The sequence below is a fragment of the Bordetella sp. 2513F2 genome (assembly GCF_054642735.1).
Genome location: NZ_CM137755.1, coordinates 1,949,506 through 1,963,144, shown reverse-complemented (window position 1 = coordinate 1,963,144; position 13,639 = coordinate 1,949,506). Strand labels below are relative to the sequence as shown.

At 67.6% G+C, this 13,639-nt stretch carries 14 protein-coding genes; 4 read left to right on the top strand and 10 right to left on the bottom strand.

Annotated features, from left to right (window positions below; translation table 11 throughout):
- Positions 1 to 14: 14 nt before the first annotated feature.
- The gene (locus tag ACYBYQ_RS09335) at positions 15 to 1,364 is read right to left on the bottom strand and encodes a capsule polysaccharide biogenesis protein (protein ID WP_459618470.1); all 1,350 of its coding nucleotides are present in this window, start codon (positions 1,362 to 1,364) and stop codon (positions 15 to 17) included.
- Positions 1,365 to 1,807: 443 nt separating this feature from the next.
- Between ACYBYQ_RS09335 and pgi the strand changes: the two genes are divergently transcribed.
- Positions 1,808 to 3,325 (top strand): glucose-6-phosphate isomerase, encoded by a 1,518-nt coding sequence (pgi, locus tag ACYBYQ_RS09330; RefSeq protein ID WP_459618469.1) that lies wholly within the window; start codon positions 1,808 to 1,810, stop codon positions 3,323 to 3,325.
- Between the two features lie 30 nt (positions 3,326 to 3,355).
- Here pgi and ACYBYQ_RS09325 read toward each other — a convergent pair whose 3' ends face one another.
- The 5 genes from ACYBYQ_RS09325 to rfbB are packed head-to-tail and all read right to left on the bottom strand — an operon-like array spanning position 3,356 to position 8,843.
- A complete protein-coding gene (locus tag ACYBYQ_RS09325) occupies positions 3,356 to 5,359 on the bottom strand; it encodes a capsule polysaccharide biogenesis protein (protein WP_459618468.1) in 2,004 nt (667 codons plus the stop codon).
- A 58-nt stretch (positions 5,360 to 5,417) separates the two neighbouring features.
- A complete protein-coding gene (rfbC, locus tag ACYBYQ_RS09320; RefSeq protein ID WP_459618467.1) occupies positions 5,418 to 5,966 on the bottom strand; it encodes a dTDP-4-dehydrorhamnose 3,5-epimerase in 549 nt (182 codons plus the stop codon).
- A gap of 3 nt (positions 5,967 to 5,969) precedes the next feature.
- On the bottom strand, positions 5,970 to 6,848 hold the full coding sequence (gene rfbA / locus ACYBYQ_RS09315; protein ID WP_459618466.1) for a glucose-1-phosphate thymidylyltransferase RfbA: 879 nt from the start codon (positions 6,846 to 6,848) through the stop codon (positions 5,970 to 5,972).
- Between the two features lie 10 nt (positions 6,849 to 6,858).
- The gene (gene rfbD, locus ACYBYQ_RS09310; RefSeq protein WP_459618465.1) at positions 6,859 to 7,770 is read right to left on the bottom strand and encodes a dTDP-4-dehydrorhamnose reductase; all 912 of its coding nucleotides are present in this window, start codon (positions 7,768 to 7,770) and stop codon (positions 6,859 to 6,861) included.
- 11 nt (positions 7,771 to 7,781) lie between these two features.
- Entirely contained in the window at positions 7,782 to 8,843 is a 1,062-nt protein-coding gene (gene rfbB, locus ACYBYQ_RS09305; RefSeq protein WP_459618464.1) for a dTDP-glucose 4,6-dehydratase, read from the bottom strand.
- A gap of 250 nt (positions 8,844 to 9,093) precedes the next feature.
- Here rfbB and ACYBYQ_RS09300 point away from each other — a divergent pair, with 250 nt between their 5' ends.
- Positions 9,094 to 9,999 (top strand): glycosyltransferase family protein, encoded by a 906-nt coding sequence (locus tag ACYBYQ_RS09300; protein WP_459618463.1) that lies wholly within the window; start codon positions 9,094 to 9,096, stop codon positions 9,997 to 9,999.
- 18 nt (positions 10,000 to 10,017) lie between these two features.
- On the opposite strand, the gene ACYBYQ_RS09295 is transcribed toward ACYBYQ_RS09300, so the two are convergent.
- Both ACYBYQ_RS09295 and ACYBYQ_RS09290 read right to left on the bottom strand, forming a co-directional pair.
- Positions 10,018 to 10,359, bottom strand: coding sequence for an RnfH family protein (locus ACYBYQ_RS09295; RefSeq protein ID WP_459618462.1), 342 nt, complete (start codon positions 10,357 to 10,359; stop codon positions 10,018 to 10,020).
- Positions 10,349 to 10,783 (bottom strand): type II toxin-antitoxin system RatA family toxin, encoded by a 435-nt coding sequence (locus tag ACYBYQ_RS09290; protein ID WP_459618461.1) that lies wholly within the window; start codon positions 10,781 to 10,783, stop codon positions 10,349 to 10,351. Before ACYBYQ_RS09290 ends, ACYBYQ_RS09295 begins: the two co-directional genes overlap by 11 nt.
- A gap of 74 nt (positions 10,784 to 10,857) precedes the next feature.
- On the opposite strand from ACYBYQ_RS09290, the gene smpB reads away from it, so the two are divergent.
- Positions 10,858 to 11,322, top strand: coding sequence for an SsrA-binding protein SmpB (gene smpB, locus ACYBYQ_RS09285; protein ID WP_459618460.1), 465 nt, complete (start codon positions 10,858 to 10,860; stop codon positions 11,320 to 11,322).
- A 41-nt stretch (positions 11,323 to 11,363) separates the two neighbouring features.
- Here the strand turns inward: smpB and ACYBYQ_RS09280 are convergent, their stop codons facing one another.
- The gene (locus ACYBYQ_RS09280) at positions 11,364 to 12,290 is read right to left on the bottom strand and encodes an SPFH domain-containing protein (protein ID WP_459618740.1); all 927 of its coding nucleotides are present in this window, start codon (positions 12,288 to 12,290) and stop codon (positions 11,364 to 11,366) included.
- 52 nt (positions 12,291 to 12,342) lie between these two features.
- Entirely contained in the window at positions 12,343 to 12,801 is a 459-nt protein-coding gene (locus ACYBYQ_RS09275) for an NfeD family protein (RefSeq protein WP_459618459.1), read from the bottom strand.
- 91 nt (positions 12,802 to 12,892) lie between these two features.
- Between ACYBYQ_RS09275 and ACYBYQ_RS09270 the strand changes: the two genes are divergently transcribed.
- Complete coding sequence (locus ACYBYQ_RS09270; protein ID WP_459618458.1) at positions 12,893 to 13,630, top strand: glutamine amidotransferase; 738 nt, start codon at positions 12,893 to 12,895, stop codon at positions 13,628 to 13,630.
- Positions 13,631 to 13,639: the final 9 nt, after the last annotated feature.

The window sequence follows — 13,639 nt, the reverse complement described above, 5'->3', positions numbered from 1 at the left end:
AAGGTTGGACTCTTTTATTGCTGAACGTTGCGATGCCGCGCCGCCTGGAGGCGGGCGGAATCAGGCTCGCCGACCTGCCGCATCAGCGCCTCCAGCGGGGAGTATTCCGCCACCAGCCGGCTCACGGCCTGCTCCGCGCCCATGCGTATGCCGGCGCCCGTGTAGAAGCCGCCATTGACCTGCGTGGTGTGAATCACTGTGTTGCGAAACCGGCCGAACAGCCGCATGTCGGGCGGCTCGGCGTCGCGCCAGAAGGCGTCCAGCGAACCCTGGAAGGTGAGCCCGGGCAAGCCGTAGAAGGCGTTGCCCAGCGCAATCGTGGGCCGCGCGTGCACCAGCGCGGATCCGCCCACGGTGCTGTTCACGATGACCACCCCGGATGCATGGCTGAGCAGCGTGGGCAGGTGGCCGCTTTCGAAGAAGATCACGCGATCCTGGATGCCCAGCTCGCGGGCCAGCGCCAGCACCAGGCCTTCGTGGTCGTCGAGCCCGGGGTCCAGGGGGTGGTTCTTGATGACGAGCAAGGCGTCATCGGGCGCGTGTTGGGCGAACGACGGCATCACGCGTCGTATCACGCCCGCCATGTCGCCGAACTCGGAATGCTGGCGGATCTGTACGTCACTGTTGAGCTGCAGCGCAAGCAGGTAGAAGCGGCTGTCTTGCCGCACCAGCCGGTTGATCTGCTGGGCTTCGCGGCGCTTGCGGTTGCGCAGCTTGACGGCGCGCTTCACATACCCGGCGTACTCGGCCCATGCCGAGTGTGGGGCATGATGCTGGTAGGTGGGATAGGCCCAGCGGTTGCGCAGGCCGTGGGCGTGGTAGAGCACGTCGTGCCACGCGCGTGCCGCGAATGAAGACCTGAAGGCCTGGCCGTTGCCATAGCGCGGCACCAGCTTGCCGGCTTCCCGGTACCAGTCGGGATCGCGCGGCAGCAGCGAGTTGGCGTTGACGCCATCGCGCTCCAGGGTAAGCCAGTAGGGGCGGAAGTAGCCTTCCTCGAACACGTGCACGCGCCGGCCCTGCTCCCGCGCCACCTCGATGGCCACGCGGTGCACGGGGCGGCTGTCGCCGAACAGCACCACGTCGGTGACGCCGTGCTCGCCGTAGAGCTCTTCGTAGAAGGGCCGCAGGCGGGTGCAGTCGCCCTGGTAGGCCACGTACTCGGACTTGCGCGACCAGAACGCCTCGTCACCCGCATTGAAATTGACTTTGCAAAGGCTGGCCCCCGCCTCGCGCAGGTGCGCCCCGAGGCGATCGAAAAACGGCGAACAGACACCCTGCAGGAACGCAAACGACCTGGCGTGTACTGGCACCTTGGCCACCGACTTCTTCAGGGGCAGTGGGCGGCTGACTACGCTAGGCACGCTGCGCAACATATTATGGTGTTGTCGATACGAGGATTTTTCCGCTGGCATCCGCGAGTACGGCCACAGCTCCGAGAAGCGCTGGATAATATATCACCCCGTCTGATAAGAATATGAGCCACGCTGCGCTGCAACGTCAGTTTAGGGTGCGGACTGTATCGGCTTGACCTGCTTTTTATTACGATACGATTTTAAATGTAAGAATATCCTCACCCGCAGTTGCCGCTGCTCTGTGGAGTTCGCAGTATTTGCATATATGCGCACGGCGGCATACCCGTAGCGGCTCGTAACAAATACTCATCGGGATTCACCGGGGATGTTGCTGCAGCACAGCATACTCATGCAGCCGGGCCGTAAATTGCGGCACGGCATTTGATTTTGTGGTCACACAAGGAGCAGAAATATTGGAAACCGGCTATTCCTCCCCGGCCCCGCTGGGTGACATGCCTGAATGGGCCGGATTTATCGAGGCGGCCAGGCGTGCGCCCATCGCCGGCACGGCGCTTCGCATCCTCCCGGCCGCAGGCCTGCACCTCGACCTCAGCGCCCAGGCCAACAGCCCGCAACTGCTGGAGGCTGGCCAGGCGCTGCTGCAAGCCCGCAACCTGGCCGCGGCCCGCGCTGCCCTGTTCGAGGGCGGTTGCGTGAACCCCACCGAAGGCCGGGCGGCCTGGCACACCATGCTGCGCGCCCGCTCGCCCATCCCCCAGGTGGCACACGAACGGGCCCGGATGCTGGCCTTCGTGCGCGATGCCGACGCCGCCGGACGCTGGCGCAACGTATTGCACATCGGCATCGGCGGCAGCGACTGGGGCAACCGCCTCATGTCGGCCGCCTTCGGCTACGGCAGCACGGCCCGCGAGGTGCGCTTCGTTTCCAATATCGACGGCCATGCTTTCGCCCAGGGCATCGCCGGGCTGGACCCGGCCGACACGCTGGTCACGGTGACGTCCAAGTCGTTCACCACCACGGAAACCCAGGAGAACGCGCGCCGCGCGCTGGAATGGCTGGCTTCGGCGGGCATCGAGCGGCCCACCGAACGCATGGTGGCCATCACCAGCCGTCCCGATGCCGCGCGCGAGTTCGGCATTCCCGATTCGCAGATCTTCCCGATCTGGGACTGGGTGGGCGGGCGCTTCTCGCTGTGGTCGTCCGTGTGCATGGGCACCGCCCTGGCGGTGGGCACGCAGGTGGTCGAAGACATGCTGGCCGGCGCCGCCGCGATGGACGAGCACTTCCTGCAGGCCCCCATCGCCGAGAATGCGCCGGTGCAGATGGCCCTGGCCGGCATCGTCAACCGCAATGCGCTGGGGTATGCCACCCACAATGTGGCGGTGTACGACTCCCGCCTGCCCTGCCTCGTGCCGTATATCCAGCAGCTGGAAATGGAATCGCTGGGCAAGTCCACCGACGTGGCCGGCCGGCCGGTGGGCGTGGCCACGGGGCCGGTGGTCTGGGGCATGCCGGGCACCGATGCCCAGCACACGTTCTTCCAATGGCTGCACCAGGGCACCGACGGCGCCCCGGTGGACTTCATCGTCTGCAAGCAGGCCGACCACCCCTGGGACGACCACCACCAGCAACTGCTGGCGCACTGCCTGGCGCAGCGCGAGGCGCTGCTACGCGGCAAGCCCTACGAAGACGCCCTGGCCGAAACGCGCGACGACGACGCCGGGCGCCGCCAGTGGCTGGCCCGCCACAAGGTGCACCCGGGCGGGCGGCCGTCCAGCCTGATCGTGCTGCCGCGCCTCACGCCTGCCGCGCTGGGCGCGCTGATCGCGCTGTACGAGCACAAGGTGTTCGTGCAGGCGCTGGTGTGGGGCATCAACCCCTTCGATCAATGGGGCGTGGAGTTCGGCAAGAAGCTGGCCCACGGCATCCGTGCCGGCGATGCCGCGGCCGGCGCGCGGCGCGACCCCTCCACCGCGCACTGGATCCGGGAGTTTGCCGGCAAGGCCTGATGAAACGCGCCGCCGCGCAGGCGGCCCGGCTCAAGGCTTGCGCGTAAGGCGCGCCAGCCACCGGCGCCAGCGCGGCGTGCGCCGGCCCATGCCGGCCGCGCGCCACGCCACCAGCTCGCGCAAGGCGTTTTCCGGCGTGGTGTAGCGGCGGGTGACGCGGCTCACGTAGGTGGGATACAGGATCAGCGTGCCGGCCACCAGCTCGTCCAGCGCAAGCGTGCGATGGCGCCGGGCCTGCACGGCGGGCGTGAGCGCCATGTCGCGCGTGAGGCCCCAGCCGGCATAGAACGGCTGGCCGTAGGTCACCACGGGCACGCCGCGCATCAGGGCCTCGAACCCCGCCAGCGAGGTCAGCACGTGCACGGCGTCCACCTGCCCGAGCAGCTGGTCGAACGCCGCCTCTTCGATGATCTCGTCGCACCAGTTGGCGGCCTCGCCCTCGCCTTCGCCCGACAGGCGCAGTCCGGCCATCACGTCGGGATGGGGCTTGTAGAGCACGTAGGCGTCGGGCTCGGCCAGCCGCACGGCTTTCAGCAGGTCGATGTTGCGCGCCACGCCCGAGGCGCCGTAGCGGATCGAGGCGTCGGTCTCGACCTGGCCGGGCACCAGCACCACGCGCCGGCCGTCGGCGGGCCGCTGCCAGGCCTCGCCCGCCAGGTTGTATTTGGTGATGCCGGCCTCGAGGATGGCCCGGCGCAGCGCCGCGGCCCGCTGCACCAGCTCCGCATTGAACGCGGCCTCGGCCAGCAGCCGCTCCAGCTTCGAGGGCGCCGTGGCGTCGTAGTAGATGCCCACGTCGTCCTGCACCCAGGACAGCGGCCGGATCAGGTCCGCGCCCAGCCCCACCGAACGCAGGAAGCCGTCTTCCAGGCGCACCACGCGGGCCTTGCCCGGGCTGGCGGCCGCCAGCAGGTGGTCGTGCTTGCGGCCCCACACCGCCAGCGTGGCCGCCGGCTCCTTGGCCGGAGGCCGGCGCGCGAAATGCACGCGGCTGCCGTCGAAGAACTCGCGCACGAAGGGCTTCTTCCAGTTCGAGAAGCCGATGGCCGTGAGGCCCGGCGCAAAGCGCTGGCGCATGCGGCGCTGCAGGGCCAGCCAGGCCAGCACGGTTTCCACTTCGCAGCGCGCCCCGGTTTCGGGATCCACGTAGCGGCTGTAGCGTACCAGCGCGGCATGCACCAGCTGCTCCAGCGTGACGGGCGCGCGGCGCTCGGGCGCCGCCTGCTCGTCGTGCGTGAGGCCCCAGCCGCCGTAGAACGGCATGCCGAACAGCCTCACGGGCCGCCCCCACAGCAGGGCCTCGAAGCCCACTTGCGACGTCACGGCATACACCGCTGCGGCGCGCTCCAGCAGGCCGGCCGGATGCACGTCGTAGTCCAGCACCTGCACCCGCGGCATCGCGCGCACGCGGCGCAGGTCGAAATGGCCCTTCTTGCGGCCCGAGACCACGTCCGGATGCACCTTGAGCAATAGGGTGTGGTCGGGATGCTCGTGCAGCGCGGCGGCCAGCATGCGCTCGAAACTGGCCGGATCGGCCCGCCCGCAGGTGATCGAGGCGTCGCCCAGCGTCTGGTCCACCACCAGCACATACGTGGCGGGGAGCCCGCCGGCGTCGTCGCGCGCATGGTTGTATTTGGAGACGCGCCCTGCCCGCCATGCCGCCATCAGCGCCCTGGCGCGATCCCGCTCGGCATCCTGCAGCGGCTCGCGGATCAGCGACTCCAGCCGCGACGGCCGGTCTGCGTCGAGATACAGCCCGCTGTCGTCCAGGATCACCGCCAGCGGCGGATCCTGCTGGCCCAGGCCCACCGAGCGCAGGAAGCCGTCTTCGATATGCATCACGCGCAGCCCGTGCTGGGCCGCGTAGCGCGCCGCGCGCACGGCGCTGGGGCGCTGGCCCCAGGCCAGCACGCAGTCGCCGGGCGCCGGCCGCGCCGGCGGCTTGAAGACGAGTTCGTAGTCGTCGAGCAGCGCCGGCAGCGCCGCGATGCGACGCATACCGGCGGAAGAGACGATCAGGCGTGGGCGCGTCATGCTGGCGCAGTATAAGCGCTGCCCGCAGCAGGCCGCGGGCGCGCGCCGGGTGCCGCGCTCAATCGAACAGGTCGGCTTCGGCCAGGGTGCCGGCCTGCTGGTCCTTGTCCGACAGGATGGGAGTCACGTCCGAGGGCCAGTCTATGGCCAGCTGGGGATCGGACCAGATGATGCTGCGCTCGGCGTCCTTGGCCCAGTAGTCGGTGGTCTTGTAGAGGAAGTCGGCGGTTTCCGAGAGCACCATGAACGCGTGCGCGAAGCCCTCGGGAATCCAGAACTGCCGCTTGTTCTCGGCGCTGAGGTGCACGCCCACCCATTTGCCGAAGGTGGGCGAGCTGCGGCGGATGTCGACCGCCACGTCGTAGACCTCGCCCACCACCACGCGCACCAGCTTGCCCTGCGCATGCGGCGGCATCTGGTAGTGCAGCCCGCGCAGCACGCCGCGCGCGGAGCGCGAATGGTTGTCCTGCACGAAGTCCACCTTGCGTCCGATGGCGTCTTCGAACTTGCGCTGGTTGAAGCTCTCGAAGAAGAAGCCGCGCGCGTCGCCGAAGACGCTGGGCTCGAAGATCTTCACGTCGGGAATGGCCGTATCCAGTACCTGCATGCTCTATACCTCCGCCAGCACGCTCAACAGGTACTGGCCATATCCGTTTTTCTTGAGGGGGTCGGCCAGCTTGGCCAGTTGGGCGGCATCGATGTAGCCCAGGCGATACGCGATCTCCTCGGGGCAGGCCACCTTCAGGCCCTGGCGGGCCTCGATGGTGGCGATGAACTGCCCGGCTTCCAGCATGGAATCGTGGGTGCCCGTATCCAGCCAGGCGTAGCCCCGGCCCATCGTCACCACGTCCAGCTGCCGGCGCTCGAGGTAGGTGAGATTCACGTCGGTGATCTCGAGCTCGCCGCGCGGCGAGGGCTTGATGGACTTGGCGATGTCCACCACCTGGTCGTCGTAGAAGTACAGGCCTGTGACCGCATAGCTCGACCGCGGACACTTGGGCTTTTCCTGCAGGCTCAACGCGTTGCCCTTCTCGTCGAACTCCACCACGCCATAGCGTTCCGGATCCTTCACGTGGTAGGCGAACACGGTGGCGCCGCTCTGGCGCGCAGCCGCGTCTTCCAGCAGCTTGGCGAAATCATGGCCGTGGAAGATGTTGTCGCCCAGCACCAGGGCGGCCGGCGCGCCGTCGAGGAACTGCTCGCCGATCAGGAAGGCCTGGGCCAGGCCGTCGGGGCTGGGCTGCACGGCATACTGCAGGTTGATGCCCCAGCGGCTGCCGTCGCCCAGCAGCTGCTCGAAGCGCGGCGTGTCCTGGGGGGTGGAGATGATCAGGACGTCCTGGATGCCCGCCAGCATGAGGGCGCTGAGCGGGTAGTAGATCATGGGCTTGTCGTAGACGGGCAGCAGCTGCTTCGACACGGCCAGCGTGGCGGGATACAGGCGCGTGCCCGACCCTCCGGCCAATATGATGCCCTTGCGCTTTTTCATGCGTGCTTCCTCAGTTCTGGATGGGTTCCGTGATCAACTGCATGGCCTGTCGCACTCCGGCCTGCCAGTCGGGCAGGGCCAGGCCGAACGTGGCCCGCAGCTTGCCGGTGTCCAGCCGCGAGTTGGCCGGCCGGGGCGCCGGCAGCGGATACTCCGAGGTCGCGATGGGCCGGATGTTTTCCGGGGTGGCCTTGATGGCGATGCCGGCCTGCGCAGCGAGGCTGGCCACCAGGCAGGCGTATTGATGCCACGTGGCCTCGCCGCCCGCCGCCAAGTGGTAGGTGCCGTACGGGAAATCGGCCTGGCCGCCGGCCGTGGCCTGCGCATGGCGCGCCACCAGATGGGCCGTGACATCGGCAATCAGCGCGGCGCCGGTGGGCGCGCCGGACTGGTCGGCCACGATGCCCAGGCTGTCGCGCTGGCGCACCAGCCGCAGGATGGTCTTGAGGAAATTCGCGCCGTGCGCGCCGAACACCCAGCTGGTGCGCAGGATCAGGTGCCGGGCGTAGGCCGCGCGTATGGCCTCTTCGCCGGCCAGCTTGGTGCGGCCGTAGGCGCTTTGCGGGCCGGTGGGGTCGTCTTCGACGTAGGGGGCGGGCTTGGCGCCGTCGTACACATAATCCGTGGAATAGTGCACCAGCAGCGCGCCGAGTTCCGCCGCTTCCTGGGCCAGCACCCCCGGCCCTTCGCCGTTGACGCGCATGGCCAGGTCGGTTTCCGTCTCGGCCTTGTCCACCGCCGTGTAGGCGGCGGCGTTCAGGATGACGTCGGGGCGCTCGGCGCGCACGCAGGCGCGGATGCTGCCGGGGTCGGCCAGGTCGCAGCGGCTGCGGTCTGCGGCCACCACCTCGCCCACCACGGCCATGCTGCGCTGCAGTTCGAAGCCCAGCTGGCCGTTCTTGCCGGTGATGAGTATCTTCATGCCGCGTCGCCTCAGGTGCCGTACTGCTTGCTGACCCAGTCGCGATAGCTGCCGCTGGTCACGCCGCGCACCCATTCGGGATTGGCCAGGTACCACTCCACCGTCTTGCGTATGCCCGATTCGAAGGTCTCGGCCGGCTTCCAGCCCAGCTCGCGCTCGAGCTTGCGGGCATCGATGGCGTAGCGCCTGTCGTGGCCCGGGCGGTCGGTGACGTAGGTGATCTGCTCGGCATACGAGCGTCCGTCGGCGCGCGGCCGCAGCTCGTCGAGCAGCGCGCACAGCGTCTGCACCACTTCCAGGTTGGCCTTCTCGTTCCAGCCGCCGACGTTGTACGTTTCGCCCAGCTTGCCGGCCTCGAGCACGCGGCGGATGGCGCTGCAGTGGTCTTTCACGTAGAGCCAGTCGCGCACCTGCTGGCCGTCGCCGTAGATCGGCAGCGGCTTGCCATCCAGCGCATTGAGGATCACCAGCGGGATCAGCTTCTCGGGGAAATGGTAGGGGCCGTAGTTGTTGGAGCAATTGGTGGTGAGCACCGGCAGACCGTAGGTATGATGCCAGGCTCTCACCAGGTGATCGGACGCGGCCTTGGAAGCCGAATACGGGCTGTTGGGCTCGTAGCGGTTCGACTCGGAAAACGGCGGGTCGTCCTTGGAGAGCGTGCCGTAGACTTCGTCGGTGGAAACGTGCAGGAAGCGGAAATCCTGCTGCTGTGCGGCAGGCAGCGAGCCATAATACTCGCGCGCCGATTCCAGCAGGTTGAAAACCCCCAGCACGTTGGTGTGGATGAAATCCGCGGGGCCATGGATGGAGCGGTCTACGTGGGATTCGGCCGCGAAATTCACGATGGCGCGCGGCTTGTGCTCGGCCAGCAACCGCCCTACCAGGTCTCTGTCGCCGATGTCGCCCTGCACGAATACGTGCCGGGGATCGTTTTTCAGGGACGACAGCGTATCGGGATTTCCCGCATACGTGAGTTTATCGAGATTGACGATTTTCTCGTCCGACTGGGTAAACCAGTCGAGAACGAAATTGCCCCCGATGAATCCCGCACCGCCAGTAACGATTAGTGTCATTCGCTTTATATTGATTCAGTGGTTGCCGATTATTACGGGAATGGCCCGGGGCCTTTCCGCACTGCGGCATACTCTACATTATCAATATTGAATTTGCACGCAGCCCGCCGCCTTCGACATCATGCCCCCGTTATTTATGAAACTGACCCGCTTCTGGAGCGCCCGCGCGGCGCAAAAGGAATGGCCGCGGCCCGAAGTACGGCGCTGGATTATTTTGCAACAAAACAATAATCCCTCTACTGATTATTACGTGCGCCCTTATCTCGAGCGCGACGGCGTGCAGGTGCAATATCGGGATATCGAACGCGACGCGCCCCGGATCCAGGACCTGGAATCCGGCACGGGGGTGGTGATCGTGCGCTACCTGAACGCCGCCTGGGCCAAGGCGCTGCGGGCGCACCGCGCCCGGCTCAGCGAAGTGGTGTACTTCATGGACGACGACCTGCTGCAGCCCGAGCGCTGGGTGGGGCTGCCCAGGGCCTACATCAAGAAGCTCAATGCGTATTGCCGCCCCTACCTGGCCGATATCCGCCAGCTGGCGTCGTCCTACTGGGTGTCAACCGCCACGCTGCAAAACCGCTACCGCCAGCTCGGCGATGTGCAGGTGGTTGCGCCGCAGCCGATGGCTGCCGACTGGCAGCGCCCTCGGCCGGCCACGGGCCGCACAGGCCCGGTGTGGCTCTTCTACCATGGCACGGCTGCCCACCACACGGAAATCGAATGGCTGCGCCCCGTGGTCGCCCAGGTGCTGCAGCGCTGCGAGCGCGTGCACTTCGAGATCATGGGCAACCACGACGTCAACCAGCGCTATCGCGACCTGCCCCGCACGCGCATCCTGCATCCGATGTCCTGGGGCAATTACCAGAGCCATTGCCGGGCCTTCGACGCCGACATCGGCCTGGCGCCGCTGCTGCCCTCGCCCTTCAATGCCGGACGCTCCCATACCAAGGCCTACGACATCGCCCGCTGCGGCGCGGCCGGCGTGTATTCGGCCGGCGGGCCCTACGATGCGGTGATCTCCCATGCGGAGAACGGCCTGCTGCTGTCGAACGATCCGCAGCTGTGGGCCGACACCCTGTGCCGGCTGGCGCAAGACGCCACGGAACGCGACCGCCTCAGGCTGGCCGCCGCTGCGGTGCTGCGGCGTAGCGAATAAAGCCGGCGGGGCCGGGCGTCAGAGCAGGCCGGGCGGGCGATTGCGCCCCTGTGCCGCGGCCCGGGCGCGCCGGTGTTCGGCGCGCCGGCGCCGCGATTCCTTGGGATCGAATCGCAGCGGGCGATACACTTCGACACGGTCGCCGTCGGCCAGCGCCTGGCCGGCCGGGCACAGCCGCCCATATATGCCCACGCCATGCGCGTAGGGATCCAGGCCCGGAAAGGCCTGGGCCAGGCCGCTTGCCTCCAGGGCCTGCGCCAGCGTGGCGCCTGCGGGCAGGCTCAGGGAACGCAGCCAGGGGCCTTCGGGCGCGGCATACGCCACTTCCACCCGCAGCATGCCGGGCACGTCATTCTCCATACTTGGCCTGCGCCCGCTTGGTGAAAGAGTCGATGAAGCTGGTGGCGATGCGGTTGAACACCGGGCCCACCACCATTTCGAGGGCACGGTTCGAGAACGCGTAGTCCATCGTGAACAGCACCTTGCATGCGTCTTCGGCCAGGGGCTGGAATTCCCAGTGCCCCACCAGCTTGGAGAAGGGGCCGTCGACCAGTTCGAGCTCGATGCGGTTGGGATAGTCGTGGGTGTTGCGCGTGGTAAAACGCTGCTTGATGCCGGCGAAACTGATCTGGATGGACGCCTGCATGCCGCGCTCGTCGCGCGACTGCACCTCCGCCCCCCCGCACCAGGGCATGAACTCCGGGTATTTCTCCACGTCGGCCACCAGGTCGAACATCTGGCCTGCCGAGTACGGCACGAGGACGGATCGTTGGACTGTATGCATCGCCTATCGCTAGTCGCTAGTAGAATGGAAAGATTTTACCGGCACGCCATCGGTACACCCCTAATCCCCCAGATATGAGCATCATCGACAATCGCAAGGCCTCGCATGAGTATTTCATCGAAGACCGCTACGAGGCCGGCATTTCCCTGCAGGGCTGGGAGGTCAAGGCCATACGCGCCGGCCGGGTGCAGCTGAAGGAAAGCTACGTCATCGTACGCGAGGGCGAACTCTACCTGCTCGGCATGCACGTCAGCCCCCTGCCCACGGCGTCCACCCACATCCACCCCGACGCCATGCGCACGCGCAAGCTGCTGCTCAAGGCCGAGGAAATCAGCAAGCTCATCGGCAAGGTGGAGCAGCGCGGCTACACGCTGGTGCCCCTGAACCTGCACTACAAGAACGGCCGGATCAAGCTGGATTTCGCACTGGGCCGCGGCAAGAAGCTCTTCGACAAGCGCGACACGGCCCGCGAGAAAGACTGGCAGCGCGAGAAAGAGCGCGTGATGAAGCACGACACCCGCCAGAACCGCCGCGACTGACTGCGGCGGGCTCGCGACGCGGCGGGCGCGGGGCGGCGGCGTCAGGCGCCGCGGTTGGCCTTGACCACGCTCATGGCCGAGGCGATCAGCCCGCCCACGTCGGCCAGGTTGGAGGGCAGGATCAGCGTATTGCCTTCCTTGGCCACCTTGGCGAACGCCTCCACATACTGCTCGGCCACCCGCAGGTTCACCGCCTCCATGCCGCCCGGCTGGCGCACGGCCTCGCCCACCTGGGTGATGGCGCGCGCGGTGGCTTCCGCAATCGCCAGCACCGCCGCGGCCTCGCCCTGGGCCTGGTTGATCTGCGCCTGCTTCTCGCCCTCGGAGCGCGCAATGAACGCCTCGCGCTCACCGGTGGCGATGTTGATCTGCTCCTGGCGCCGGCCTTCGGACGCGGCGATCAGCGCGCGCTTCTCGCGCTCGGCGGTGATCTGCGCCTGCATGGCGCGCAGGATCTCGTTGGGCGGGGTGAGGTCCTTGATCTCGTAGCGCAGCACCTTCACGCCCCAGTTCAGCGCCGCCTCGTCGAGCGAGGCCACGATCGTGCTGTTGATGAACTCGCGTTCTTCGAAGGTGCGGTCCAGCTCCATCTTGCCGATCACCGAGCGCAGCGTGGTCTGCGACAGCTGCGTGATGGCCGAGATGTAGTTCGACGAGCCGTACGACGCGCGCATCGGATCGGTGACCTGGAAATACAGCACGCCGTCGACCTGCAGCTGGGTGTTGTCGCGCGTGATGCAGATCTGGCTGGGCACGTCCAGCGGGATTTCCTTCAGGGAATGCTTGTACGACACGCGCTCGATGAACGGGATGACGAAACCCGCGCCCGGCGACAGCACGCGGTCGAACTTGCCCAGGCGCTCCACCACCCAGGCATGCTGCTGGGGCACGATGGCGATGGCCTTGATGATGATCAGCAGCGCCAGTACCACCAGCACGATCAGGACCACGTTGGAAGTGTCGAACATCATGGGGAACCTCTTCTCAGGAAACGGGGAGCGGGACCGGGGTTGGCCGGCCTCAGTGGGCGTGATGGGTATCCGGCGCCGGGGCGTTCATGGAGGCCAGCGGCACCACCACGAGGCGCGAACCGCGGATCTCCGCGATGCGATGCGGCCCCGCGACGCGCGGCTGGCCTGGCGAGAGCTCGGCCTGCCAGTGGGCGCCGCGATACCAGACGCGCGCCGTGCCGGCCTCGGACCAGGCCTCGACCTCCACCTGCTGGCCGATGTCGAGGTTCACATCGGCGTTGCGGCGCGCGTCGATCTCGCGCTTCTTCAGCACGCCCGTGCGGCGCAGCACCAGCAGGCCGGCCAGCGCCACCACCGCGCAGATCACCAGTTGCCAGGGCAGCCCCGCATGCAGCGCCGCCCCGATGCCGCCGGCGGCCAGCCCCAGCGCCACCAGCAGCAGATAGAACGTGCCGGTGAGCACCTCGCCGATCAGCGCCAAGGCCGCCAGGCCGAACCAGATCCACATGCTTTTGCCCCCGCCGTTCTCGATATACTTCCCGGATTGTACGGTCTTCGCACCCTGCCGCGTGGCAGCGTGCCTTTCTGTTCACGCCCAGATGCCCTCCGATCCCGCTGATACCCGCCCGGTGCTCATCCTGCATACCGGCGATCCCGACGACGCCCTCGCGGCCAACCATGGCTCATATGCGCAGATGCTGCAGCATGCGGCGGGCCTGCCCGACGCCGATACCGCCATCGTCGCCGTCTGGCGCGGCGAGCGGCCGCAGGCGCCCGGTGCCTATCGGGCCGCCCTGATCACCGGCTCGCCGGCCATGGTCACCGATCGCGCCCCCTGGAGCGAAGACACGGCGCAATGGCTGCGCGCGGCCGTCGCCGGCGGGCTGCCCGTGTTCGGCATCTGCTACGGCCACCAGTTGCTCGCCCATGCGCTGGGCGGCGAAGTCGGCAACAACCCCGCGGGGCGCGAAGTGGGCACGCAGGAAATCTCGCTGACGCCGGCCGGACGCGCCGACGCCCTCCTGCAGCACATGCCGGCTGTCTTCCCCGCGCAGACGATCCACTTGCAGACCGTGCTGGCCCTGCCCCCGGGTGCGCGCGTGCTGGCCCGATCCAGCAAAGACCCCCACCAGATGGTCGCCTGGACGCCCACCTGTTACAGCACCCAGTTTCACCCCGAGTTCACCCCCGCCTTCATCCGCGACTTGCTGGGGCTGTATGCCGAACCCTTGGCGCGCGAAGCCATCGACGCCGCCGCGTTGCAGCAGACGGCCCGCGCCACGCCGCAGGCCGCCACGCTGGTGCGCCGCTTCCTGCAGGACTGCGCGGCGGCCTGAACGCGGCGG

What these genes read in the sequence shown, in the direction of transcription:
- ACYBYQ_RS09275 (WP_459618459.1), bottom strand. Translation starts at nt 12,801, where the DNA reads ATGTGGATCTGGTTCGGCCTGGCGGCCTTGGCGCTGATCGGCGAGGTG.
- ACYBYQ_RS09290 (WP_459618461.1), bottom strand. Translation starts at nt 10,783, where the DNA reads ATGCATACAGTCCAACGATCCGTCCTCGTGCCGTACTCGGCAGGCCAG.
- smpB (WP_459618460.1), top strand. Translation starts at nt 10,858, where the DNA reads ATGAGCATCATCGACAATCGCAAGGCCTCGCATGAGTATTTCATCGAA.
- ACYBYQ_RS09295 (WP_459618462.1), bottom strand. Translation starts at nt 10,359, where the DNA reads ATGGAGAATGACGTGCCCGGCATGCTGCGGGTGGAAGTGGCGTATGCC.
- ACYBYQ_RS09280 (WP_459618740.1), bottom strand. Translation starts at nt 12,290, where the DNA reads ATGTTCGACACTTCCAACGTGGTCCTGATCGTGCTGGTGGTACTGGCG.
- rfbB (WP_459618464.1), bottom strand. Translation starts at nt 8,843, where the DNA reads ATGACACTAATCGTTACTGGCGGTGCGGGATTCATCGGGGGCAATTTC.
- rfbD (WP_459618465.1), bottom strand. Translation starts at nt 7,770, where the DNA reads ATGAAGATACTCATCACCGGCAAGAACGGCCAGCTGGGCTTCGAACTG.
- rfbC (WP_459618467.1), bottom strand. Translation starts at nt 5,966, where the DNA reads ATGCAGGTACTGGATACGGCCATTCCCGACGTGAAGATCTTCGAGCCC.
- ACYBYQ_RS09270 (WP_459618458.1), top strand. Translation starts at nt 12,893, where the DNA reads ATGCCCTCCGATCCCGCTGATACCCGCCCGGTGCTCATCCTGCATACC.
- rfbA (WP_459618466.1), bottom strand. Translation starts at nt 6,848, where the DNA reads ATGAAAAAGCGCAAGGGCATCATATTGGCCGGAGGGTCGGGCACGCGC.
- pgi (WP_459618469.1), top strand. Translation starts at nt 1,808, where the DNA reads ATGCCTGAATGGGCCGGATTTATCGAGGCGGCCAGGCGTGCGCCCATC.
- ACYBYQ_RS09325 (WP_459618468.1), bottom strand. Translation starts at nt 5,359, where the DNA reads ATGACGCGCCCACGCCTGATCGTCTCTTCCGCCGGTATGCGTCGCATC.